The 23,951-nt window shown below is 55.5% G+C and carries 19 protein-coding genes and 1 pseudogene; 6 read left to right on the top strand and 14 right to left on the bottom strand.

Going from position 1 to position 23,951, the window contains the following annotated elements:
• From AC0KVQ_RS02575 to rpmH, 9 genes and pseudogenes are all read right to left on the bottom strand, one after another.
• Positions 1 to 296: pseudogene (locus tag AC0KVQ_RS02575) on the bottom strand (hypothetical protein); the annotation flags it as partial.
• 148 nt (positions 297 to 444) lie between these two features.
• Positions 445 to 1,767 (bottom strand): ATP-binding protein, encoded by a 1,323-nt coding sequence (locus tag AC0KVQ_RS02570; RefSeq protein WP_473419543.1) that lies wholly within the window; start codon positions 1,765 to 1,767, stop codon positions 445 to 447.
• Positions 1,764 to 2,483, bottom strand: coding sequence for a two-component system response regulator RstA (gene rstA, locus AC0KVQ_RS02565; protein ID WP_473419542.1), 720 nt, complete (start codon positions 2,481 to 2,483; stop codon positions 1,764 to 1,766). The genes AC0KVQ_RS02570 and rstA overlap by 4 nt, the downstream gene beginning before the upstream one ends.
• Before the next feature lie 12 nt (positions 2,484 to 2,495).
• Entirely contained in the window at positions 2,496 to 3,125 is a 630-nt protein-coding gene (locus AC0KVQ_RS02560) for a UPF0149 family protein (protein ID WP_473419540.1), read from the bottom strand.
• A gap of 24 nt (positions 3,126 to 3,149) precedes the next feature.
• Positions 3,150 to 4,490: a tRNA uridine-5-carboxymethylaminomethyl(34) synthesis GTPase MnmE gene (gene mnmE / locus AC0KVQ_RS02555; RefSeq protein WP_473419539.1), complete on the bottom strand. Its 1,341-nt coding sequence runs from the start codon at positions 4,488 to 4,490 to the stop codon at positions 3,150 to 3,152.
• A 76-nt stretch (positions 4,491 to 4,566) separates the two neighbouring features.
• Positions 4,567 to 6,228, bottom strand: coding sequence for a membrane protein insertase YidC (gene yidC, locus AC0KVQ_RS02550; RefSeq protein WP_473419538.1), 1,662 nt, complete (start codon positions 6,226 to 6,228; stop codon positions 4,567 to 4,569).
• Between the two features lie 15 nt (positions 6,229 to 6,243).
• The gene (gene yidD / locus AC0KVQ_RS02545; RefSeq protein WP_473419537.1) at positions 6,244 to 6,453 is read right to left on the bottom strand and encodes a membrane protein insertion efficiency factor YidD; all 210 of its coding nucleotides are present in this window, start codon (positions 6,451 to 6,453) and stop codon (positions 6,244 to 6,246) included.
• Positions 6,441 to 6,803: a ribonuclease P protein component gene (rnpA, locus tag AC0KVQ_RS02540; protein WP_473419536.1), complete on the bottom strand. Its 363-nt coding sequence runs from the start codon at positions 6,801 to 6,803 to the stop codon at positions 6,441 to 6,443. The genes yidD and rnpA overlap by 13 nt, the downstream gene beginning before the upstream one ends.
• Positions 6,804 to 6,834: 31 nt before the next feature.
• Positions 6,835 to 6,969, bottom strand: coding sequence for a 50S ribosomal protein L34 (rpmH, locus tag AC0KVQ_RS02535; protein WP_473419535.1), 135 nt, complete (start codon positions 6,967 to 6,969; stop codon positions 6,835 to 6,837).
• A 220-nt stretch (positions 6,970 to 7,189) separates the two neighbouring features.
• Between rpmH and dnaA the strand changes: the two genes are divergently transcribed.
• The 3 genes from dnaA to gyrB all read left to right on the top strand — a co-directional run bounded on the left by dnaA (position 7,190) and on the right by gyrB (position 12,411).
• Positions 7,190 to 8,581: a chromosomal replication initiator protein DnaA gene (dnaA, locus tag AC0KVQ_RS02530; RefSeq protein ID WP_473419534.1), complete on the top strand. Its 1,392-nt coding sequence runs from the start codon at positions 7,190 to 7,192 to the stop codon at positions 8,579 to 8,581.
• A gap of 145 nt (positions 8,582 to 8,726) precedes the next feature.
• A complete protein-coding gene (gene dnaN, locus AC0KVQ_RS02525; RefSeq protein WP_473419533.1) occupies positions 8,727 to 9,833 on the top strand; it encodes a DNA polymerase III subunit beta in 1,107 nt (368 codons plus the stop codon).
• A gap of 82 nt (positions 9,834 to 9,915) precedes the next feature.
• Positions 9,916 to 12,411: a DNA topoisomerase (ATP-hydrolyzing) subunit B gene (gene gyrB / locus AC0KVQ_RS02520; RefSeq protein ID WP_473419532.1), complete on the top strand. Its 2,496-nt coding sequence runs from the start codon at positions 9,916 to 9,918 to the stop codon at positions 12,409 to 12,411.
• A gap of 118 nt (positions 12,412 to 12,529) precedes the next feature.
• On the opposite strand, the gene AC0KVQ_RS02515 is transcribed toward gyrB, so the two are convergent.
• The 3 genes from AC0KVQ_RS02515 to AC0KVQ_RS02505 form a co-directional block, all read right to left on the bottom strand.
• Positions 12,530 to 14,287 carry a hypothetical protein gene (locus tag AC0KVQ_RS02515; protein ID WP_473419531.1) on the bottom strand — a complete coding sequence of 586 codons (1,758 nt, stop codon included), beginning with the start codon at positions 14,285 to 14,287 and terminating at the stop codon, positions 12,530 to 12,532.
• 53 nt (positions 14,288 to 14,340) lie between these two features.
• Positions 14,341 to 15,456 carry a DUF4297 domain-containing protein gene (locus AC0KVQ_RS02510; RefSeq protein WP_473419530.1) on the bottom strand — a complete coding sequence of 372 codons (1,116 nt, stop codon included), beginning with the start codon at positions 15,454 to 15,456 and terminating at the stop codon, positions 14,341 to 14,343.
• A 239-nt stretch (positions 15,457 to 15,695) separates the two neighbouring features.
• On the bottom strand, positions 15,696 to 16,724 hold the full coding sequence (locus AC0KVQ_RS02505) for a hypothetical protein (RefSeq protein ID WP_473419529.1): 1,029 nt from the start codon (positions 16,722 to 16,724) through the stop codon (positions 15,696 to 15,698).
• A gap of 95 nt (positions 16,725 to 16,819) precedes the next feature.
• On the opposite strand from AC0KVQ_RS02505, the gene AC0KVQ_RS02500 reads away from it, so the two are divergent.
• The 3 genes from AC0KVQ_RS02500 (at position 16,820) to AC0KVQ_RS02490 (ending at position 20,951) form a co-directional block, all read left to right on the top strand.
• Positions 16,820 to 17,683 carry a hypothetical protein gene (locus AC0KVQ_RS02500; protein WP_473419528.1) on the top strand — a complete coding sequence of 288 codons (864 nt, stop codon included), beginning with the start codon at positions 16,820 to 16,822 and terminating at the stop codon, positions 17,681 to 17,683.
• A 279-nt stretch (positions 17,684 to 17,962) separates the two neighbouring features.
• Positions 17,963 to 19,360 carry an amino acid permease gene (locus AC0KVQ_RS02495; RefSeq protein WP_473419527.1) on the top strand — a complete coding sequence of 466 codons (1,398 nt, stop codon included), beginning with the start codon at positions 17,963 to 17,965 and terminating at the stop codon, positions 19,358 to 19,360.
• 268 nt (positions 19,361 to 19,628) lie between these two features.
• Positions 19,629 to 20,951, top strand: coding sequence for an MFS transporter (locus tag AC0KVQ_RS02490; RefSeq protein WP_473419526.1), 1,323 nt, complete (start codon positions 19,629 to 19,631; stop codon positions 20,949 to 20,951).
• Positions 20,952 to 21,006: 55 nt separating this feature from the next.
• Here the strand turns inward: AC0KVQ_RS02490 and AC0KVQ_RS02485 are convergent, their stop codons facing one another.
• Entirely contained in the window at positions 21,007 to 21,390 is a 384-nt protein-coding gene (locus AC0KVQ_RS02485) for a VOC family protein (RefSeq protein ID WP_473419525.1), read from the bottom strand.
• A gap of 114 nt (positions 21,391 to 21,504) precedes the next feature.
• Entirely contained in the window at positions 21,505 to 23,616 is a 2,112-nt protein-coding gene (ovoA, locus tag AC0KVQ_RS02480; protein WP_473419524.1) for a 5-histidylcysteine sulfoxide synthase, read from the bottom strand.
• Positions 23,617 to 23,951 lie beyond the last annotated feature (335 nt).

Raw genomic sequence — 23,951 nt, 5'->3', positions numbered from 1 at the left:
GCTTGAGCCTTGGAAGCAACGGCGGAAGCCTTCTTCTCGGCTTGAGCCTTGGAAGCTACAGCGGAAGCCTTCTTCTCGGCTTGAGCCTTGGAAGCTACAGCGGAAGCCTTCTTCTCGGCTTGAGCCTTGGAAGCTACAGCGGAAGCCTTCTTCTCGGCTTGAGCCTTCTTGGTAGCGTTCTTCTCAACTTTAACTTCCTTCACTGCGGAGGCGACAGCAGACGCATCGGCAGCCACAGACAAAGAAGCGGCGGTAGCAAAAATACCGGCCACCAATACAGCAATCAGTTTTTTCATGGAAAATCTTCCCCAACAATGAATAAGCACACAAATTCGTGTGCTCGCATTATCAGGAGAGTGCGTAAGGCTTTCGATGTCAGCTTGGTTGCGACTTGTAACGTCTCGTACGCAAACATCAAGATTTGTCAGCAACCACATGCGCGGTTCAGTGCCTGACCGAGGAAAGCGGGGTGGCCCAGGTCAGCGTAATGCGCGCTCCACCCAATGGTGACTCACCAATTACGGCTTGCCCACCATGACCGCGCATTACCATGGCAACGATAGCCAGACCGAGGCCAAACCCGCCCGAGCTGCGATTGCGACTGGCCTCCAGCCGTTCAAACGGCAACAGCAGACGCGCACGCTCACTCACAGGAATACCCGGGCCATCATCATCAATATGCAGAACAGCCACGCCATCACCCCAGGCAAAGGTAACGCTGGCGCGCTTGCCGCCATAGCGCAAGGCATTATTCAGCAGATTGCTGATAGCCCGGCCCAGATAATAGCTATCGAGCTCCACACAGGGATGCTGGATATCTGCTTCATTGCATAGCGTAATCGGCCCACGCTCAAACCGGTACTCAGACAGAATGCGCTCAAGCCAAGGGATAATTTCAATTGGCCGGACCTCAAGACTCAAGCCCGGCTTATCCAGGCTGGACATGGTCAGCCATTCTTCGATCAGTTCATCAATCTGGCCAAGATCGCGCTCGATGGCAGCAATGGTCATTGCCGGATCGCCGCCGGCCTTGATGGCCTCCAGGCGATAACGCAAGCGCGCCAACGGCGTACGCAAATCGTGCGACACCGCATCGATCATGGCACGCCTGGCAGCCGTCAATTCTTCAACGTTATGCGCCATACTGTTGAACGTGCCGCCAAGCAAGGCCAAGGCAGAACTGTCATCCAGCGCCACCCGCGCACTGAAATCCCCCTCGCCGATCCGGCGCCCCTGGCGGGTCAACTCCAGCAGATCGCGCCAGAGCGGACGCAACCACAGCCAGGCGGGCGCCCCCAGCGAAAGACACATCAGCAGCAACGCCATGACGTCTTCCCAACCTATATGGTCGGTCTTGGAAAGGAAGGGGATGGGCCCCAGCACCACCATGGCATCGGTCTGGTGAATGCGGTGCAGGTAGAGATCCTGATCGTACAGGCGGATGATGCTGCCCCCACGCAGGGCAACCTGGTTTACCGGATCCAGATTGTAGGCATCCAGCGCCTCGATCTGGATGGGCACCGGAATGCGGCCGGCAATGCGCTTTACTTCATCGTGCCACAAGGAAGGCGGCAAATCGCCCAGTTCGCGCTCGATGATGGAAATGGCAGCCTGGAAAATATCGGTCAGATAGCGTTGATGCGCACGATCGACCAAGGCCTTGTAGGCCGAGCCAATCAAAACCGCAGCCACAAGAAAACACACCACCACGGTGAAATAGAAGCGCAGAAAAACCTGGCGCATGCTGCCGTGGTGGGTCGATTTCATTCCTGCCACCAGATATCTGTCGCAAACAGATAGCCGCGATGGCGGATCGTCTTGATCTTGCGTGGATCTTCCGGATCATCGGCCAGCTTCTTGCGCAAGCGGGAAATCGCCACATCCATGCTGCGATCCATGCCATCGTATTCGATGCCACGCAATTTCTTCAGCAAGTGATCACGCGACAGGATCTCGCCGGCATGACTGGCCAACTCCCACAGCAAATCGAAATCGCCGGTAGAAAGATGCAGGGATTCCCCCCGGTAACTGGCCGTGCGGTTTTTGCTGTCAACTACCAGCTTGCCGAAATTGAGTGCGGTTTTGTCCTGCTGCGCCTGGACCGCCACGACGGGCACAGTGGCGTTGTGGCGCAACTGGGCACGAATGCGGGCCAGCAATACCGAAGGCGGCGTGGTTTTCACCACGTAATCGCTGGCACCAATCTCAAAACCCAGAATCTGGTTCATGTCACTATTGAGAGAAGTCAGCATCACGATCGGCCCGGTATAGAATTCGCGCAACTCGCGGCAAATCGTCAGGCCATCCTTGCCCGGCAGCATGATGTCGAGCAAGACCAGCGCTGGCGGATTCTCGCGCACGGCCTCGACCACGCCAGAACCTTCGCGCATCAACTCCACACTGAATTCGAACGAACGCAGGAAATTGCTGATCAGTTCTGCCAGATCGGCATCATCTTCCACAAACAGAATTCGGTTAGGCATGCGTTTACCTCCTCAGCGCCGGCGGCCACGTGGACGTGCTGCCGACTTGCTTGTCACACTGGCCTGCTGCCAGTACTCGCGGATTGCCGCCACGATCTCCGGCAATTCATCCGCGACTTCATCCTCGAATTGCGCCGGATCTTCACCCCCAGCCGCCATTTCCGCGCGCCCCTCTTCGTCCGCACACATCACGATCGGCAGCATCGCAGCGCCATATTCCTCATCATCGAGCATCGGCTGCCAGGCCGCTTCGTTGAGCGCAGCGCCATACATGAAACCCATGCACCATGGACGGGCAATCTGCTGTCCGCTTTCCTCATCCAGATACAGAATCGGCTCAAAATCCTCCGCCCCATCCTGCAACTGCTCTTCAAGTTCGTTGTACAGCATTACCACCAGCTCGATCAGACGTTCGGCCTCGGCTTTGGCAGCAAAATGATCTGCCTGCGGACCTTCACCCCAGATTGGCGTCAACCAACGCTGCGCATCCTCAATCGGCGGGCCAATCAGCACTGCCGTCAGATACCCCTGCAACATGGAAAGATCCATGCAGTCTTCCGGCGTCAGATCGGAATCAAGCAAATCGGCCAGTTCATCCAGTTGTTCCTCGGTCATGGGAACAGCAGCTTCTTTCATGGACATTGAATACACTCCTCGGCAGTAATTTTACTTGCCAATACAAAAACGACTAAAGATCACACCCAATAAATCATCCGGGGTGAACTCTCCGGTTATTTCATTCAAATCATTCTGGGCCAGACGCAACTCTTCAGCCAATATTTCAATCTGGCGATAGGCCTGCTGTGCCGTCTGCAAGTGCCCGGCAGCCCGGCGTATGGCATCCAGATGGCGTTCGCGCGCCATGAACAAACTATCATCGGCCCCCTGCCAGCCTACACGCTGCAACAGCTTTTGCCGCAACTGCAGCATGCCCTCGCCGGTGCGGGCAGAAACGTGAACCTCATCTTCAGCAACAAGCCCAGACACCTCGCCAGTCAAATCAATCTTGTTGAATACACGCAAGACCGGCAAACCATCGGGCAGGCGCGCCAGAATCGCTTGATCATGGTTAGTGACGCCTTCGCGCGAATCCAGCAACAACAAGGCCAGATCGGCTTTTTCGATTGCAGCCCAGGTCCGTTCAATGCCAATTTTTTCAACCACGTCCTGTGTATCACGCAAGCCAGCCGTATCGATGACATGCACCGGCACGCCATCAAGCAGCACCAGTTCCCGCACGGTATCGCGGGTAGTGCCGGCAATATCGGTAACAATCGCCACCTCCTCGCCGGCCAGTGCATTGAGCAGACTGGATTTGCCGACATTGGGCTGACCGATCAGCACGACATGCATACCCTCGCGCAACAATTTGCCCTGGCTCGCAGTATCGAGCACCCGCGCCAATTGCTGTTGCAGGCCCTGCAACTGCCCCTGTGCATCGGCCGCCTGCAGAAAATCGATATCTTCTTCCGGGAAATCCAGCGTGGCCTCGACCAGCATGCGCAAATTGATCAGGCCATCGACCAGCATGCGGATTTCACGGGAAAAAGCGCCACCCAGTGATTTGAGAGCGGAACGTGCAGCGGCTTCCGATTGCGCGTCAATCAGATCCGCCACCGCTTCGGCCTGTGTCAGATCCAGCTTGCCATTCAGAAAAGCACGCTTGGTGAATTCCCCCGGTTCGGCATGGCGCGCACCGAGCTCAATGCAGCGCGCCAACAACATTTTCAACACAACCGGCCCACCATGCCCTTGCAATTCGAGCACATCCTCGCCGGTAAATGAACGCGGGCCGGGAAAAAACAGAGCCAGCCCCTCATCCAGCACGGTGCCATCGCCGGCACAAAAGCGGGCGAAATGGGCATATCGTGGCTGCAGGGAACGACCCAGCAGACACTGAACCAATTCATCCAGCTTGCGGCCGGAGATGCGGATCACCCCCACCCCGCCACGCCCGGGCGCAGTAGCGATGGCTGCAATGGTTTCATTGGGATAGAGCATATTCATGACATTATTTCGCGCCGGGACAAGTGGAAACAAAACAGCCGCCCCGAACGGGCGGCTGTCTGCAAGATCAATCAGATCAAGCCTTGGCGGCTTTCTCTCCCTTTTCGATCTGGCGGGTAATCATCCATTGCTGCAGGATCGAAAGCGTATTGTTCACCACCCAGTACAGTACCAGACCAGCCGGGAACATGAAGAACATGGCACTGAATACCAGCGGCATGAATTTCATGATCTTGGCCTGAACCGGATCAGGCGGCGGCGGCGACAGCAGGGTCTGCACATACATCGAGATTGCCATCAGGATCGGCAAGACGAAGTACGGATCCTTGGCCGAAAGATCGGTAATCCAGCCCAGCCACGGCGCCTGGCGGATTTCAACCGAAGCCAGCAAGGTCCAGTACAGGGCAATAAACACCGGAATCTGGATCAGGATCGGCAGGCAGCCACCGAGCGGATTGACCTTTTCTTCCTTGTACATGGCCATCATCGCCTGCTGCAGCTTCATGCGATCATCGCCATAACGCTCTTTCAGCTGCTGCATGCGCGGCGCCAGGACGCGCATCTTGGCCATCGAACGGTAGCTGGCGGCAGACAGCGGATAGAAGGCAGCCTTGATCAGGATGGTGAGCAAAATGATTGCCCAACCCCAGTTGCCAACCAATCCGTGCAGCTTTTCCAGCAACCAGTACAGCGGCGTGGCAATCACGGTTACCCAGCCATAGTCCTTGACCAGATCAAAGCCGGGCGCTACCTGCTTCAGGATACGGGTATCTTCCGGGCCCAGGAACAGCGGCACGCCGGTTTCCAGTTTGCCACCAGCAGCCACTTCCGGCAGATCGACAATCACACCTGCCGAAAAGAGGCCATCAGGCAACTTCTTCAGATCGAAACGGCAATCCTGTGCACCGCAAACGGGATCGCGACCATTGGGCGAAACCAGCCAGGCGGTTGCAAAATAATGCTGCAGCATGGCAACCCAGCCATCCTTGGCCTTGCTGACAAATTCGGCCTTGTTTTCAGCCAGCTTGTCGAAGTCCACCTTCTGGAACTTGCCCTCATCGGTGTAGACCGCCGGGCCGGTGAAGGTATTGGTACCCATCATGCCAGCTTCGGGCTTGTAACCATCGCGCAGGAAGCGGTAATAAGCACTGGCCTTCAGCGCATTGGCACTATTGTTGGCCAGCTCGTACTTCACATCGACCACATAGCTGCCACGCTTGAAGACATAGGTCTTGGCGACCTGCACACCTTCAGGCCCGGTAGCCTCGAGGCGGACTGACAGTTCGTTCTGGCCATCTGCCAGCTTGTAGCTGGTCTGCGCTGCCTTGAATACGCTCTTGTGCGTAGGCAGATCCTGGCCAATCAGGCCGGTTTGTGCCACAGAGATACGTTCCTGGCCATCCATCAGCAACTGGAACGGCTGCTTGGAATTGCCAGCCTCGCCATGTTGCAAAAGATTGACCTTGCGCAGGTCTGCACCATTGGTATCAATTTCAGCTGCGAACAGATCGGTGGTGACCGAAATCCGCTGACCTTGTACCAAGCGGCCAGCATCGACCGGGGCATTCGCAACGCCAGCCGCTCCTGATGCCGCAGCCGGAGCAGAAGCAGTCACAGGAATGGAAGCCGCCATCCGTTGCGCCTTGCGCTCCGGATACATGCGATCCATCAGCAATTCCCAGCCGAACATGAGAACCACTGCAAGGAGCACAAAAATAGTTAGTTTCTTGCTATCCATTTCGAACTCAGAAAATTAGGGAACAGGATCATGGCCACAGCCCCCCCAAGGGTGACAACGGGCCAAACGTCGGATTGTAAGCCACCCGCCTTTGAATGCGCCATAGCGGCGGACCGCCTCAATAGCGTATTGAGAACAGGTAGGTGTGTAGCGACAGCGCGGACCCAGCCAGGGGCTGATGACCAGCTGATAAAACCGCAGCAGGCCGATTATCAGGCGCGCCATCGCTGCACTCTCTGAAACAATTGCCTCAACGCCTTTCTTGCCTCGCCCCCCTGGGATCGGCCAAAACTGCAGCGTGCGCGTACGACTACATCCAGACCGGCAAGTTCTTGCGCCTGCAATCTGAAAGTTTCACGCACAAGACGTTTGATGTAGTTGCGCCGGACTGCGCGCTTGTCCGTCTTGCGCCCGACAACCAGCCCCAGACGTGCGCAAGGGAGATTATTGGGCGCCACCAGCACCTGGAACCAAGCATCGCCAGCCGTGCGGCGCAAACTAAAAACGGATGAAAAATCATCCGTTTTCAGCAAGCGCATCGCCCGCAGAAAGCGGTAACGAGAAACGCTTGTCAAGCTTGTGGCTGTCAGCCCTTGAGGCTTAGCCTCAGGCAGACAGAACCTTGCGACCGCGTGCACGACGGGCGTTCAGAACAGCACGACCGCCACGGGTCTTCATGCGAGCACGAAAACCGTGGGTGCGCTTACGGCGAATAACGGAGGGTTGGAAAGTACGCTTCATGGAAGTTCCCTGGACCTTGTTTGGCAGTTGAGCTAGTAAACTCCCTATTACACCCGCAGTCCACCCCTTTGTCAATCTCCACACCACATGAAAAAATCATTCGCCTGTGGATAATTCCATGACAGCGCGCTAGAATCATCCCCCGACCACCCTTAAAAAATACGAATGCCCGCCTGCAGCGTACACACGGACTGCCGCGGGCCGTTTCGTTTAAATACCGATGCCCGATATGGAAAACCTTTGGCCCCACTGCCTGTCCGAACTGGAAAAAAGTCTTGGTGCCAGCCAATTCAATATCTGGATCAAGCCGCTCTCGGCGGAAGTCAACGACGGCATACTGACCATTGCCGCACCCAATCCGGTCTTTCTGGATTTTATTCGCGACCGCTACCTGAGCATCATTGAACGTGCCGCAGCCACCTACCTGGAAGGCAGCACCCCGGCCATCGAACTGCGCGTTGGCAGCACCCCTGCTCGCCGCCCCAGTAGCAGCAGCCCGAAATTTGCCGGCCATACCAAGGAAGAGCCCAAGCCACAGCCCGTCAAGACCGAGCCTGCCAAGCGCTTTGGCACGGCAGCGGCCAACCACGAAACACATCGACTGAACCCGCTGTTCACCTTCGACACCCTGGTAACCGGCAAGGCCAACCAGCTGGCGCGCGCCGCGGCCGAACAGGTCGCCCGCCACCCTGGTTCCGGCTACAACCCGCTGTTTGTCTATGGCGGCGTAGGCCTGGGTAAAACCCACTTGATCCACGCCATCGGCAACAGCATCCACCAGCACAACCCCGATGTGCGCATCCGCTACATCCAGGCCGAAAAGTACATTGCCGACGTCGTGCGCGCTTACCAGCACAAGGGGTTCGAGGAATTCAAGCGTTACTACCACTCGCTCGACTTGCTGCTGGTGGACGACATCCAGTTTTTTGTCGGAAAAGATAAAACGCAGGAAGAATTCTTCTATCTGTTCAATACACTGGTCGAGGCCGGCAAACAGATCATCCTGACCTCCGATCGCATCCCTAGCGATATCGAAGGCCTGCAGGAACGCCTGAAATCGCGTTTCTCCTGGGGCTTGACCGTCGCGATCGAACCGCCGGAACTCGAGATGCGCGTAGCCATCCTGCTCAAGAAGGCAGAAGCGCTGCACTTCCATCTGGATGCCAACGTAGCGTTCTTTATCGCCAAGAGCGTGCGCTCGAACGTGCGTGAACTCGAGGGGGCGCTTAACCGCGTAGTCGCATTCGCCCGTTTCACCAACCAGCAGATCACGATTGAAACCGCTCGCGAAGCCCTGCGCGATATCCTGGCATCCGGTAACCGCCTGGTCTCGGTAGAAAACATCCAGAAAACGGTGGCTGATTATTACAAGATCAAGATTGCCGACATGCATTCCAAAAAGCGTACGCGGGATATTGCGCGACCACGCCAGATCGCCATGTCGCTAACCAAGGAACTCACGCAAATGTCGCTGCCGGCCATTGGCGATGCCTTTGGCGGGCGCGATCACACCACCGTGCTGCACGCATGTCGCACCATCGAGGAAATGCGCCAGAACGATCAGGAAATCGGCACCCAGTACGCCTACCTGCTGCAGATGTTGCGTGGCTGACAAGCCTCGCAACCTCCGCGGCAAAACTCCAAACAGAGACGGAGCGCAAGACTGCGGACAGCCCCAGACAACAGGCCGCACGCCTGCAAACAAGCTTGCAATCAGGTAGAATCCACCCATTACAAACCCACCCGGAAGAGGCACCATGCAACAGCTTCAGGCAGAACGCGACGCTTTGCTGAAACCCCTTGCAACCGTGACCGGCATCGTCGAACGCCGCCACACCCTGCCCATTCTTTCCAACGTCCTGATCAAAAAAGAAGGCGATGCGCTGACCTTCACCGGTACCGATCTGGAAATCCAGATTACCAGCCGGCAGGCCGAAGGATTTTCCGGGGGTGAATTTGCGATTACCGTTGCTGCCAAAAAGATTTCCGACATCCTGCGCGCCATTCCGGACAAGGTCGTGGTGACACTGGAAGAAGCGGATGGCCGCCTCACCGTCAAGGCCGGCAAAAGCCGTTTCCAGTTGCAGACCCTGCCTGCGGATGATTTCCCGCAACTCGCGGTGGACACCAACCTGCGCGCCACGCTGAAGATGCCGCAAGGCCAGCTCAAGGCCCTGCTTTCCCGCGTGCAGTTTGCGATGGCACACCAGGATATCCGCTACTACCTCAACGGCTTGCTGTTGGTAACGGACGGCAATCTGCTGAAAATGGTCGCCACCGACGGTCACCGCCTGGCCTTCGCCTCGGCCGAGCTTTCGTCCAGTTTCGACAAGAACGAAGTCATCCTGCCGCGCAAGACCATTCTTGAACTCTACAAGGCACTGGCCGATAACGACGACGAAGTGGCGATCGACATCGCCGGCAACCAGGTCAAATTCAGCTTTGGCAACGTGGTCATCCACACCAAGGTGGTAGATGGCAAGTTCCCGGATTACAACCGCGTTATCCCGAGCGGCAACGACAAGCTGCTGGTGATCGAGCGCCAGACTCTGCTGGCTGCCATGCAGCGCGCCGCCATCCTTTCCAATGAAAAATTCCGTGGCGTGCGCCTGGTGTTGACCGATGGCCTGCTCAAGATCATCTGTAACAACACCGAACAGGAAGAAGCGCAGGAAGAACTGGAAGTCAATTACGCCAATACCCCGATCGATATCGGTTTCAATATCCAGTATCTGCTCGACGTTCTTACCAACATCCCGGTGGAAACCCTGCATGTCGCTTTTGGCGAAGCCGGCTCCAGCGCGCTGGTCACCATCCCGGACAACGAGCACTTCAAGTACATCGTGATGCCAATGCGCATCTGATCAATGGCAATACCTGCAAGGTCGGGGCCTGCCCCGACCTTTTGTGCTTTCTAGGCACACCCCGGATTCAAGCGAGACACACATGAGCGAACACGATCTGCCACAAAACGGCGCTGCCCAAAACGGCAACGACTACGACGAATCCTCGATCCAGCAACTGGAAGGGCTGGAAGCGGTACGCAAGCGCCCCGGCATGTATATCGGCGACACTTCGGATGGCACCGGCCTGCACCACATGGTGTTCGAAGTGGTCGACAACGCCATCGACGAAGCCCTGGCTGGCCATTGCGACGATATCGTGGTCACCATCCATGCCGATAATTCGATCTCCGTCACCGACAACGGCCGCGGCATTCCGGTGGGTATCAAGTTCGACGACAAGCATGAACCCAAGCGCTCTGCTGCCGAAATCGTGATGTGCGTGCTGCATGCCGGCGGCAAGTTCAACCAGAACAGCTACAAGGTATCCGGCGGCCTGCACGGCGTGGGCGTATCGTGCGTGAATGCGCTCTCGAAGTGGTTGCGCCTGACCATTCGCCGCGACGGCAGGAAACATTTCCTGGAATTCAACCAGGGCAAGGCAGTCAACCGTGAAATCGAGATCCAGAATGGCGTAGAGGTTTCTCCCCTCAAGGTGCTCGGTACAACGGAAAAGCGCGGCACGGAAGTGCATTTCATGGCGGACGAGGAAATTTTCGGCCAGGTTGAATGGCATTACGAAATTCTGGCCAAGCGCCTGCGCGAGCTTTCCTTCCTCAACAACGGGGTAGCGATCCGCCTGATCGACAAACGCACCGGCAAGGAAGAGAACTTTGCTTTCTCCGGCGGCGTAAAGGGCTTTGTCGATTACATCAACCGCACCAAATCCGTCTTGCACCCAACCGTTTTCTACTCGCAAGGTACCACGCTCGTCACCACCGGCCAGGTCCACAATGTCGAGCTCACGGTAGAAGTGGCCATGCAGTGGAACGACAGCTATCAGGAACAGGTGCTGTGCTTCACCAACAACATCCCGCAATCCGATGGCGGCACTCACCTTACCGGCCTGCGCGCAGCCATGACGCGCGTGATCAACAAATACATCGAAGAACACGAGATCGCCAAGAAGGCCAAGGTGGAGATCAGCGGCGATGACATGCGCGAAGGCCTGGCCTGCGTGCTCTCCGTGAAGATGCCTGATCCGAAATTTGCCTCGCAGACCAAGATGAAGCTGGTCTCCGGTGAAGCACGCCCGGCCGTGGAAGAAGTGGTGGCCGGCAAGCTGGCCGAATTCATGCTGGAACACCCGAACGACGCCAAGACCATCTGCGGCAAGATCGTTGAAGCCGCCCGCGCCCGTGAAGCCGCACGCAAGGCGCGTGAACTCACCCGCCGCAAGGGCGTGCTCGACGGCCTGGGCCTGCCCGGCAAGCTGGCCGACTGCCAGGAAAAAGACCCGGCGCTGTCTGAACTCTATCTGGTCGAGGGTGATTCCGCCGGTGGCTCCGCCAAGCAAGGGCGCGACCGCAAATTCCAGGCCATCCTGCCGTTGAAGGGCAAGATCCTGAACGTGGAACGCGCGCGCTTTGACAAGATGCTGCAAAGCCAGGAAGTCGGCACGCTGATCACCGCGCTGGGCTGCGGCATCGGCAAGGACGAATTCAACCTGGAAAAACTGCGCTATCACCGCATCATCATCATGACCGATGCGGACGTGGATGGCTCGCACATTCGCACGCTGCTGCTGACCTTCTTCTACCGCCAGATGCCCGAACTGGTCGAGCGCGGCTACGTTTACATCGCCCAGCCGCCGCTGTTCAAGGTCAAGCACGGCAAGAGCGAAACCTACCTCAAGGACGAATCGGAACTCAAGCAGCACCTGCTGCGCGCCGCGCTCAGCAATGCCGAACTGCTGCCAGGCCAGGATCGCCCCGGCATTGCCGGCGATGCGCTGGAAACACTGGCACGCCAATACTTCATTGCCGAAGCCGTGATCGAGCGCGAAAGCCGCTTCCTCGACCCGCAGATCCTTGAAGCCATGCTTGAAATCCCGGCACTGGATCTTTCCAGCCAGGAATCAGCCGAAAGCGGTGCCGCCCAGCTCGCGCAAGCCATCAACAACCCGGCATTCAGCTTCAACATCAGCGAATCGGAAGGTGTCTTCACCCTCAAGATCGAGCGCCGTCTGCATGGCATTACCAGCATGCAGTACATCGACGAAGACTTCCTGACCTCCGGCGACTACGCCCAGATCCGCAAGACTGCCGACATGCTGCAAGGCCTGCTCACATCGGAAGCCAGCATCCGCCGCGGTGAAGCCATCCAGCCGATCTCTTCCTTCAAGGAAGGACTGAACTGGCTGCTGAACGAAGTCCGCCGCAACATGAGCATCCAGCGCTATAAAGGCCTGGGCGAAATGAACCCGGAACAGCTGTGGGAAACCACCATGGACATCACCGTGCGCCGCCTGCTCAAGGTCAGCATCGATGATGCAATTGCCGCCGATGAAATCTTCACCACCCTCATGGGCGACCAGGTGGAACCAAGGCGTCAGTTCATCGAACAGAACGCCCTGGTGGCACGGAACCTGGATGTTTGATTTGTCGGATGACACAGAAAGTGAAAACTGCGCCAAGTTAGTGAAAAATTAGCGACGCAGATAATGAAAAAAGCTCCGAAATGGAGCTTTTTTCATTACGGGGGCGGCATCTCGATTATCACTGCGCTGGCGATGACGAAAGGATAGAACCATCGAAGTTGAGTAAAGCTCGGCACTCAGCGTATTTTGTATCTTTGAGAATCTTCTCTTCGTCCAGCGCAATAACGTGCGCCGCACTCTTGTAGCTCTGTATCTCGCTACGGTTCATCGCGCACAAAATGAGTTGTGCATTTGAAGGCACCGTATCCATCAGGAATTTGAGGATCTTCTCGTAGTTAAAATCGGCTTGCTCCTGTTGATTCGGGGTGTCGATTACAACAGCCGAAAAAGCCTCATTCCCTGCATTGTGTGCCTGTCGGATAACGGACATGTAGTACGCCAGGATGCCACGGGTGCTTTCTGCCGCTCCACCACTTCCGTAGAGCTTCTTGTAATCAAGAGGGGACTCGACTGGTGACAAATTAACACCTTGAGCCTTCAGCTCACCGACATACTTGGCCAGGGTGTCTTTGAACGCGGCATCAAGGTCTTCTCGCTCTTCTTTGGTCAGTAGCTTCTTCTGTTTTTCTCTCAATTTTTTGTTAGCGGACTTGATGGTTCGAATCAGAGCTGTCTTGGTCTCCATCGTCCGTTGCACATGCTTCTGGACTGCACGAGAAATAATGCAGTCTAGGAATGATGATTCGGCCGTGATCGCTTCTGTATCTGTCATTTCAGAGGGCTCAGGCGATTTGTATTTATTGTTGATGGCCTCAATTTCAGTACGCGTGCCCTCAAGCAGTTCTTGAGTTTTGGCTAGTTTTTTCCCCAGGCGCTCGATCTTTCCGCTGAGCAGCATTACCTGGCTATCTGCCTCATCCTTATCAGCCAGGATGGAGGCTCTTCTTGGTGACGAGTTATCGTGCACGGTTCCACACAGCGGACACAGCAGGGACTCGCCTTCAACGCATTCGACAGAAAAGGTGTAATCCTTTTCAAGCTCAGCAGATGCCAGCTTCGCCAAATCAAGTTGCCCCTGCAAATAGAGGCGTTCCGTTTGGATTTCGGCAACTGTCCTAAGCAGTTCTTCTTGCTTGGCCTGAAGTTTGGTGATGTCTTCAGATACTTCTGTAGCAAGGGTATCGAACTCTCCCTTTGAAAGGGCAATGGCTTTAGTCGATGTTGGTAAATACGTTTTGACTACCTCGATAGTAGTCTCAATCTTTTTGACCTCGACTTCTGCTGTTTTTTTCTCAAGATTTTTAGCTGCAATTTGCTCTTCGAATGTGAAAAATTCAGGCAGTAAATAACCTGTGTGATATTCGATGATTGTCTTTTGCCACTTGGAATATTGTTCGAGTTTGGTGAAGCCATTCCAAGCTTGAGACCAACTGCGCTGCTGATCAACGTAGAAAGGCAGGAAGTAGAAAGCAGGAGGAGGGGTCTCTAGTTTGGTTGAATCGTCCCTATTTGGTAACAGGGCCTCGAAGCCAACGATTTCAGCAAAGGCCTCAGAGTACGCGCCAGTGATCTTGGGGAATTTTTCCCATTGGCCATTAGGACGACGGAGAAACATTATGTTCCCGTATCGTCCAGCCTGATAGGTCTCGTTGCCGACACTGAAATCAACCAAGCAGCGAGCATCAAATGATGTCCATGTAACATCCAGCTCCGGATCTCCACCCAAAGTCCAGAACAACAGCTTGGCTAGAGTCGATTTTCCAATGCTATTGTCGTTCGCTGTGATCAGGTTGAAGCGGGGTTTGAACTCGAACTGATTTCCGGACTTTAGGGTATCGGAGGCTACTACCAGTCGTTTGAATGCTAAGTTTTTCATGCTGCTTTGTCCTGAGATTTCTGATCAGCAATTTAAAGTTGTCAATGGTAGGCTCATTTTTCATGGCATTTACTCAACAGCTCGTAGATGATCGCGGCTTGGGTTGACTCCAAATCGATAAGGTTTTTTTTGGTAGTTTCCGGCAAAGCCCAAAGTGCCTGCTCCATAAATTCCTTTGCACCTTGTTCTTCGAATATCTCAAAGTTACTTTCAACCGTATCCTTGACTACCTGTTGATTGTCGATAGCAATCAAGGTGCGCTCTAGGCGCACTGCATTGTGATAGCGCTCAAAAGCTCTGCGAACCTGAATCCGCTTATTTGACTTCAGTTCCAAATCGTTAAGGATGTCATCGAAGTCCTGCAAAAAAGTCTCAATACCCTTGCTTTCTGTGTATGACGAGATAACTCTCTCAACGTCACTGTGAGTTGTTCCTTTGTTCTTTATAAGGTTGTTCCATTCAGTAAAGTCAAACGCCACAGTTCCCTTGCGATGTAAGTCATCAATTAGTGTGCGATAGATTGATGATGCATTGCACTTGGCTCCAGGAGCTTTCACCTCGACAAGCTTGGAAATTCGGCCAATAGCTACATCCTGAAAGCCGGAAGCAGGTAAATCGGGGGTGATGAACCTCAAGCTTTTAGGGATGGGGTATTTGCCAAGTTCCTTATCGATCGCAGCTTGGATGTCTTTCAAGCAATCATCGTGCAGATCACCAATCGAAATGATCGAGAGTTTTAGTCCATCTGTTTTAGGAGGCAGGTTGAAGCCACAGGTTGCAACCAAATCGAGCGAATTCAGCTTGTCAGCAAAAGGCTTTTCTCGAACACCTTGAAGCATCTTTCCGAGAATTGAGTTTGTAACTTTCTTGGCGGTCGCCTTAGGGACCGAAGTCAGTTTTTTCTTGTTCCACGGAGAAGAACTGACATTTTTTATTTGATTGAATTCAAACTGCGCGAGGGATTCATCGGTCGAAGTCGCCAACACCACGTCTTCATGCAGCTCGATAAAGACAACGTAATCGTCAAAATTTTCATGAGCGCCAAGGATTCGACACAGTGCCCAGTGGTACTGGTATTCGTATTTCTCGAACGTTTGCGCACCAGCCGTTTCTCGTTGTGCTGTGGCAAGAGGGTTATTACTATCTGGCGATCCCTTTGTTGTATCCAACTACGCCCCCTAGTTTTGTTTGGAATTGCTCACCGATGAGATTTTCCACCAACCTTTCGTCATTATATCGCCCTGCGTTGCCTTTTTGGCTTACGTTTATGGCAGAAACTTTCCAGGCCTTCGTGCAGGTTGGCTGTTTCACAGCGCATAGCCAGACTGAAAATTTTGGTCAGGAGTCATTCTTTGGCGCCAATCAGCCGCAATTGCCATTTTCTGAGTCACCTGAGTAATTAAATAAACTACCGCAATAACTTTCCCACACACGTCAGTCGATCAAAACTGTACACATGCTCGGCAGGATTCTCCCGGCAGCGTCCAACCAAACGATTCGGAAATTCTTTCTTGCCATCAGCTACCGCGATTTTCCCACCACAAATTGGGCAGGTACTGGCATACCTCACCAATCGAATTGTTGTGGGCTGATCAGATCCTAATTTTGGATCTCGCATCATTTCAAGTTGAACATCCAGCTCCCGAAACGAAACCATGCCGCTCGGAGCCATGATGATTCGCCAATCAAGCAGTTTGCTATAGGGTCTTAATGTCACCCATGTTAGCCAAGCCCATGCCATGGAAGAAAACACTGCTGTGGCAATATCTTTGGTACTCAGCGACGACGAAAAAAACATCACCAGAGACATAAATCCAACAACCGCAGCACAAAGAAGAAGCGTCCCAATCAAGTAACTAAGAAACAAAAAGCGCCGCCATCCCGCCAGTCGATAACCACCCCGCAGGATAAATTTCGCCCACCATGAGGGCTCAGGCTCCAGATCACGGATATAGGTGATTTGCCCTGGCAACGCAGGTTTTACTCGATGGAGAATTTCATCAGAAATCGGCAGGAGTTTCAGGTAATACCGCGATGGATTCCCTCCATCGCTTTTTTCTTTCTTGGGCCAAGCAAAGTGCTTAAGCCCCGATGCTGCGGCAAACTCCTGAATGCCACCGCGCCGCTCATGCAAGCGTTCCTCGATAAGCGCTTTCCAGGGTCTAGATAGCGCCTTCCCAGGTTGAGTAGATTCTGAGATTTGAAATCCAGCAGCTTCCACAATGTTTTGCGCAGTGCACCGCAGATCTTCACCACTGCGACCAGAGTTAATTCGCTCTACCGTCAACTGCGCTACCGCACGTAAGGCATCAAACGATTGGTTTTTCTCTGCGTGCTGACCAATGTACTGGTCCAACGACTTCGCTGCTCGACTAAGCAGCTGCAAATCGACGTCTGATAGATCATCTTCTAATTCATTGATTCCAAAGGATCCCAAAACTATCCCTTTCTGTCGCAAGACGGTTAACGACTATTCTAACGCCACCCTGCCAGCCACAGTAACTCCGTGTTCAACCTAAGTAGGAGTTACCCATGCAAACCACCAGTCGCGTTGCCATGTCATTTGCTGTTGCGTCCAATGGCCGCATTGCACACATCAATCAAGTAGAAAACGGCGCAGCCTGTCAGTGCACATGCCCACACTGCCACGCGCCTTTGATTGCAAAAAACGGGGGGCAAGAAAGAGCCCATCATTTCGCACACGACAACTCCAGCGAGTTTGCTGGTTGTGCGGAAACGGCGCTGCATTTGGCCGCTAAACAAGTTATCTCTGACCATAAACGGATAAACAAACCGGCAATCCCACATTCATCAGGGCTTACGGAGATGATCTTGTTGGATACGGTCGAGCTGGAGTACCGGATGGAAAACCCGGCCAACGGGGATTTGATTGTGGCCGACTGCTACACCACCACCAGTGAAAATCCGCTCATTATCGAAATCGCAGTCAACCATCATGTCGACCCGGCCAAGGCTGACAAGTTAAAAGCCTTTGATATTCCGGCAATCGAGATTGATCTGAGTGATTGGGCCCACCAGCCATGGGATTGGAACGACCTTGAAGAAGCAGTCTTGAAAGATCCGCTTCGTCGAAGTTGGATTCACTTCCCCGTTGAGCCGGCTCCTGAAATCGCTCAACAGGTCGGCACGACAAGGACATCGTGGGTGTTTTTGTTTAACGGAAAACGAATCTGGGTACGGCAACTCCCCTTTGGAAACCTGACCGTATTTCACTGGCACGATGACCAGCTAAGATCAATCGTAGAGCCACTTTGCCAAGGCAGAGGAAGGTGGCAAAGCGGGCACAGAAACTGGCTGGTGTTTGAGCGTTTTAAAGATGATCTGCTGGCTCAACTTTCTGCCCGATGCACCTTGCTACCATTCGAACCCACTTGAAGTTGTACTTGAAAAAATACAACACGGCGGGGCATCAGATGGTGCTGACGCCCCTCCGCACTAAGTTTTACAGGCCAAGCATGAGGCATTCGTTTGGCAATGCTGACCCCTTCCTGATCGCAGTGGGCATGCCCGGCAAAACGTCGGCAAAACCTAGTATCCCGCCCGATGTCGGGGTTATCCCAACTTAATTCGAATTGGGGGCAGTGGAATAATGCGCGCCTTCTGCCGTTTCAAAGCCATCGACCTTTGAGGGCAACCACCATACAGAGGGACAACGTGAGCATTTTTCGAACCAAAGATATCGATGCAATGATCGGCGCACATGCCTCCGGAGAGGGGCTCAAAAAAGTGCTGGGCGCTATGGATCTGGTGCTTCTGGGCATCGGCGCCATCATTGGCACCGGGATTTTTGTCCTGACCGGAACCGGCGCGCTAACAGCCGGCCCTTCGCTGGTACTGTCTTTCCTGCTGGCGGGGCTTGCCTGCGGATTTGCCGCGCTTTGCTATGCCGAATTCGCCTCGACCATTCCCGTATCCGGCTCGATCTACACCTACGCCTACAGCACGCTGGGCGAGCTCGTAGCCTGGATCATCGGCTGGGATCTGATTCTGGAATACGGGCTGGCTACATCAGCGGTTTCCGTCGGCTGGTCCGGCTACTGCCAATCGCTGCTGGCCGGTTTTGGCATCAACCTGCCTCAGATACTGACTGCCGCACCCGGCGCCATTCCCGGCGTAACTACCTTCATCAACCTGCCCGCTGCCCTGATCATGCTGGCGGTTACCTTCATCCTCTCGCGTGGCATGCGTGAATCAGCAAAGCTCAACAACGTGATGGTGGCAATCAAACTTTCGGTCGTGATTCTTTTTATTGCGGTCGGAATCTGGCATGTAAAACCGGAAAACTGGCAACCGTTCATGCCGTTTGGCGCATCCGGCATGATGAATGCCGCTGCCATCGTGTTCTTTGCCTTTATCGGTTTTGACGCCGTAACCTCCGCAGCAGAAGAGGTCAAAAACCCGAAGCGCGACCTGCCGATCGGCATCATCGGCTCGCTCGCAGCCTGCACCACGCTCTACGTCATTGTGTCTCTCATCATGACAGGCATCGTTCCGTTCCAGAAATTTGCCGGCGTGGATCACCCGGTTTCACTGGCACTGCAGTATGCAGGTCAGAACTGGGTAGCCGGCTTCATCGACTTGGGCGCCATCATCGGCATGACCACCGTGATTCTGGTCATGGCCTACGGCCAAAGCCGTATTCTGTTCGCGATGTCGCGCGACGGCTTGCTCCCCAAGAAACTGTCGAGTATCCACCCCCGCTATGCCACCCCGTACTTCACGACCTGGACCGTAGGCGTGGTATTTTCCACCATCGCCGCATTGGTGCCACTGAATGTGCTGGCTGAACTCATCAACATCGGCACACTGGCAGCCTTCACGCTGATCTCGATTGCCGTGCTGATTCTGCGCAAGACCCGACCCGACCTGCCGCGCGGCTTCCGCTGCCCCGGTGCGCCTGTTGTACCGGCATTGTCGGCCGCAATGTGCCTGTTTCTGATGATGTTCCTGCAAGCCTTCACCTGGTACGCCTTCCTGATCTGGATGGTGGCAGGACTGCTGGTGTATTTCTGCTACGCCCGGCGCAATTCGAACCTGCACCCCGGAAATTAAACCTGATCACCACATAATGACGCCCTGCAACGCAGGGCGTTTTCCATTTTCAGCAATACCAAAACGTAGCGGGGGTGTTTACAAAATCATGTGGACACCCTGCGTAGCAGGAGCCAATGCAGAAAGCTGCCGTTCGAGCTGCGCAGCAGGCTAACGAGCGCAATCTGCGTAAAAGTAGACCCCGCGCCCCAGGAATCGGCTAGGCTGATCTTTCAGGAATCGCACTCTATTGGATGCATGTGTCTCGTCAACAGAAAGGCCAAGCACCATGAATGTTCTGCCCTTTCCAAGCCTCGCCGATTCCAATCGAAAACGCTTCATTGGCTTTCGCGTGCTGTTCAATTCCCGGTTCTATTACCCGGTATTGGCGGTACTTTTCCTCGACCTGGGGCTTTCGGCCACGCAATACACGCTGCTCAATTTTGCATGGGCCATTGTCATCGTCGTGGCCGAAGTGCCTTCGGGCGCGCTTGCGGACCGCATCGGGCGGCGTCCCCTGATCATCGCCTCAGCGCTCTGCATGGTGCTTGAAATGTCCTTGCTCCTCGTGGCACCGCGTAACGGTGGGCTGGCCCTGTTGCTGTTCTGCCTGGCGAACCGGGTACTCAGCGGACTGGCGGAGGCGCTGGCGAGCGGTGCGGACGAATCGCTGGCCTACGATTCACTTGCGGCGGAATCCCGCAGCCACGAGTGGCCGGACGTAATGGCCGACGTCATGCACTGGCAATCATTGGGCCTGTGCCTGGCCATGCTGATCGGCGCCGCCGTGTACGACCCGCATCTGGTGAACAGCCTCATCGCGTTGTTTGGCAGCGACTTGCGTATCGATCAAGGCCTTGCGCTGCGTTTCCCGATCGCCTTGAATCTGGTCAGCGCGGCAATCGTGTTGTGGCTGGCGATCGGAATGCGCGAGCCCGCCGCAATGGACACACCTGCCCGCGCGCATCAGCATGCGACAAACAACTGGCAGAGCATCGTGGATGCGGGGACCTGGATCCTGCGAACGCCCATCGCGCTCTTTGTCATCATCGGGGGCGTGCTGATCGATAGCGTGGTTCGCTTGTTCCTGACTTTCGGCAGCGCGTTCTACCGCCTGATCGATCTGCCTGAGGCCAGCTTCGGTTTTATCGGCGCCGCGATGGCCGGGCTGGGAATGCTGGTCGCACCGCTGGCCAGACGCCTGGTGCGATCCTGTTCATTGCTGCGCAATTTCATGATTCTCACGGTGCTGACGCTGGCGGGGCTGGCGGGCGTTGCGCTCAAGATTCCGCACTGGGGCGTCGTGTTCAGCATCCCGCTTGCCGCAGCCATGACCGCGCTGGGTTATATCGTTTCCAATACCTTGAACACCCATGCCCATTCGGCGCAACGCGCCACCGTTCTCTCGTTCAAGGGGCTGGTCTTTAATCTGGGCTATGGTTTTGTCAGCTTGATGTTTGCGCTGGCCTTGCGCGCGCTGAACGGCGAAAGCTCTTCCGAACAAGCCTTCGCCAGCGCCATTGAAGTGCTGCCGATTTGGCTGCTGTTGACCTTGCTGCTGCTTGCCCCGGCGTTCCGCCGCCACCGCGCCGAACTGGATGCGAAACCATGAAAAGACCGGCGCCCTGGCGCCGGCTTTTGTGTTGATCTCGAACTACCGTCGAAATTTATTGCGCGGTTGGCGAGCAGAACCAGATCTTGTTGCCCTCGCTATCGAGGAAGGCGCCAATGTAGAAGTTTTCCGGCGGATATTGTCGCACCGGATCGCTGATCGTCACGCCACGTGCTACCAGCTCTTTTTCCGTTTGCAGCGCATGTTCGACCGCAACAGTCAGGCGCGGATTGAGCTCTGCACTTGGACGGGCATACCAGCCATCAGAGACGGGCTTGAGCAGAATTGCGATATCGCCCAAGGCGAAGCCTATTTGTTGCCCGCCCTCCATTGCCGGCACGAACCCGAGCGTATCGCGGTAGAAGCGTTCTGCCCGCGCCAAGTCATTCACGGCCAGGGCAACCACTTTGAGATGTTGAAAACCAAGCGGATTTTTCATTTTGACCTCCTGCGTTCAAGATTGCGTTCGATACCGGCAGGGGAAAATTCCGACTGTCAGCCTGGGGGGCCGGGCATTCATTGCGAATGCGGGAATTCATTAGAACTCCCGTACTTACAAACGTTCCCATACACTGACTTCCGACAATGTGTGCTGGAACTTGCGTCGCGTCTCGCGGATGACGAACGGCACTGACACCGGCTCGCCGAGCAGACGGAAGTGCTCACCCAGGATCGATTTCAGTCCGTCGAACGTCGTGAAGTTCTCGCCGTCCTTCTTGAAGCCGCCGATCCATTCCTCGCGTTTGGTGTGTTCCGCCAGCCAGGTATAGGGCGAGGCGATCAGCAGCAGGCCACCCGGATTCAGGCGTTCATGCACCGTTTCGAGGAATCTGGCCGGGCTGTACAGGCGGTCGATCAGGTTGGCGGCGAGAATCAGGTCGTAGCCACTGAACACCGGCTTGAGATTGCAGGCATCTCCCTGGAAAAATTCGACCTTTCCGGCAAGCCCACCCAAGCCAAGCTCGGCGAGGCTGCGTTCCTTATAGGAGACGAGCTCACCTTCCTCGACCAGCGTGTAACGCAGTCGGCCGGTTTCCGCCAATTGCACGCCCAAGCGGATGAAATGGGTCGAGAAATCAATGCCGGTGACCTGCGAGAAATGGCGCGCCAGCTCGAACGAGGCACGGCCGGCGGCACAACCGAGATCGAGTGCTTTCCCGGCTGGCCGCTCGCCCATCGCGGCGATCGCCAGCTCGGCCAGCGCGCGCGGGAAGTTGGGCACGCCGAAATACTCGTCGCCGTAGTGGAATTCGGCATATTCGGAAACCAGCTGGTCGGTTTCGTAGCGCGAGGGCGGTGCGGTGACCGGCGCGGCGCTGACCACGTAGCGAAAACCGGCATGCTGGAAGAAATGGCGGCGAAACGCATAGCGCGATTCGATCAGCGCTTCGTTGCCACAGGAAATCCACGATCCGCCCTTGATCAGGTTGTGCCGCTCGTCGAAAGTCGGCGCGGTGAAATCGTCGTAGATCGGGTGGGTCTGGAAACCCTCGAACGGATAGGTCGGCGTCTCGGTCCACTGCCAGACGTTGCCGATCACGTCGAAGAACGGGCCGTGCGCGAACGTGGTCACCGGGCAGGACGACGCGTAGTGGTCAAGCTGCAGATTGGCTGGTGCGATCTCCTTGCCTAACCGACTGGAAACGCCAGCGAAGCGGGACAGCGCGTGCCACTCATCCTCGCTCGGCAGGCGCACCGGCTGTCCGCTGACGCGCGCTTTCCACTGGCAGAACGCCTTGGCCTCGTGATAGTTGGTCTCCACCGGCCAATCCCACGGCATCGGTACTTCTTCCAGCATCAGACGCAGACGCCAGTCTGTGCCGTCCTTGATCCAGAAGGTCGGATATTCCGCCTGCGCAAATGTTTTCCAGGCGGCGCCCTCTTCCTGCCACAGCGTGTCGTCGGTGTAGCCGCCCGCCTCGACGAAAGCCAGATATTCCCGGTTGGTGACGAGATAGCGGCTGGCCTGGAATGGCGCGGTGGCGGCGGCATGGCGGCCGAATTCGTTGTCCCAGCCGTATACCCACGGATCATCAAGCTCCCGCCCCAGGCGTACCTCGCTCGAAGGAACAGCAACCAGCGCGTTCGCCGGCGCCTCGCCTGCTGTGCGGCACGGCATCCAGGCCGGATGCGGCGTCACGTAACGCAACTGGTGCTGGCGGATCAGCACGGACGAGGTTTCCAGGTGAATGCGCTCGTGCTCGACCCCCATCAGGATGATCCACCACGGGTGGTTCCAGCCAATCGGCAACTGCAGCGGCAATGTCCGGATCAGCCGGTCGACTGTCGCTCGCACCTGCTGGCGATAGGTTTTGACCGCCGTGACACTGGGCCAGTCGTAGCGGGCGTCGTTGAGATCGTCCCAGCTCATTTCATCGACACCGATGGCGAACATCGACTCGAACGCCGGGTTGATACGCTGTTCGATCAGGCCGGCCAGCACCAATTTATTGATGAAAAAGGTGGCGGTGTGACCGAGATAGAAAATCAGCGGATGGCGCAGCGAAATGGGCTTCTTGACGTAGGCTTCGTCGCAGGTCAGCACCTCGAACAACTGCTCGTAACGATCGAAAGTCGCGTGGAAATAATGCAGGATTTCCGCCCGTTTTTGCTCGCTGTCGCTGCCTGCCAGCAAGGGCGTTCTTGGGAAAACAGGGCTTTGCATGCGGCCTCCGGCTTCCAGTCAGCATTTTGAATACTTGGCATGCCCCACTTGCCGGGCCATTGACGACCATCGGACAGTGCAAGCAGTCTTGAGTTTAGATTCTATTGATACTTGATTAATTTTTATGCAGGCGGGAATTTTGTTTCAGGGCAAGCGCGCCAATTTTGCCGGATGCTTTGCCGCCCACGTTTGCAATACGCCCGTATTGCTTGCGCTTGACCTCTTGCCCCGACGGTAGACTTGCGTAAAAAAAACAATCAAGCGTCAACAGAACCTGGTAAATCTTTATAAGCCATTGCAGACCACTATTCGAGCATGCGCTGCCAAGCGGACAC

This window comes from Formivibrio sp. oc-25 (genome assembly GCF_055810895.1).
The sequence above is the reverse complement of the archived record's forward strand: the minus strand, read 5'-3'. Positions and strand labels throughout refer to the sequence as shown.